We start from the raw sequence: 861 nt of genomic DNA on the forward strand, positions 1-861 counted from the left end.
CCACAGCCCACCTAAAGGCGCGAGCCAAGAAACCGGGCAAGCAGGTGAGGCGTCGTTGCTGTATGCATCGTTTGAACATTACTTCCGATACGCTCCTGACTTCTTCATTGCCCTCGTCAGGCTTGGTACCGGCATCACCGGCGGCTGGTCCGCAAGGTCGCTGGCAGCCATGGGGGGAGCCGGTTCTGGAAACGGCAGATGGCTCGCGATCCAATCGTCGAGGAACCTGCGGCCGCGAGCATCATCCGGTCAAACCAGGATCGTAGTGGAGATGGCATCGTGGATCGTGCCATAGAGGCTGTCGATGGGCTGGCGGAAGCGTCCATGCAGTCACGATGCTTTCAGCTCATCGAACCTCGGGCGCCAAAGAGTGTTCCGTTGGTTTTTGCTGAAATGGCGGGAACTTTTTCCTCCGGCGGTGATTTTCGTCGCCATGACAAAACTGTCTGACCTTGGACCTCGCATCCCCCGCAACGGGGGTAATTGCATTCGCGAAAAGGACCGCTTCTACGCGTGTCCATCTTGCGGCCAGAAAGTCGATCAGACCGATTTGCGGCAAGTCATGTGGCACGAACGGCCTGGCCACGAGCCGCTGGAGCCGGAAGACAGCGCGACGATAATCAAGTTCCCGGAGCCCCGGAAATAGCGATCAGTCGCATGTGACCCGCCGTCCATCGAGACAGCGGGCGCGACTTCCCCCCTCGCAAAAATCAAAGGAACAAAGGTCAGATCTCGCAGTTGTGCGATCACCTGGGAGGGAACGATGTTGCATCACGAAATCGGCACTGTTTCGGACTGGTCGAAGTTGGTGGCGGACGATCCTCTCATCGCCGCCGATATCGCCCAGCGTCTGTCTGTGCT

At 58.5% G+C, this 861-nt stretch carries 1 protein-coding gene; it reads left to right on the top strand.

From position 1 onward, the window contains the following. Positions 1–198: 198 nt before the first annotated feature. On the top strand, positions 199–450 hold the full coding sequence (locus tag EOA22_RS37915; protein WP_024504642.1) for a hypothetical protein: 252 nt from the start codon (positions 199–201) through the stop codon (positions 448–450). Positions 451–861 lie beyond the last annotated feature (411 nt).

It is taken from the genome of Mesorhizobium sp. M7A.F.Ca.US.014.04.1.1 (assembly GCF_003998745.1).
GTDB lineage: Bacteria > Pseudomonadota > Alphaproteobacteria > Rhizobiales > Rhizobiaceae > Mesorhizobium > Mesorhizobium ciceri.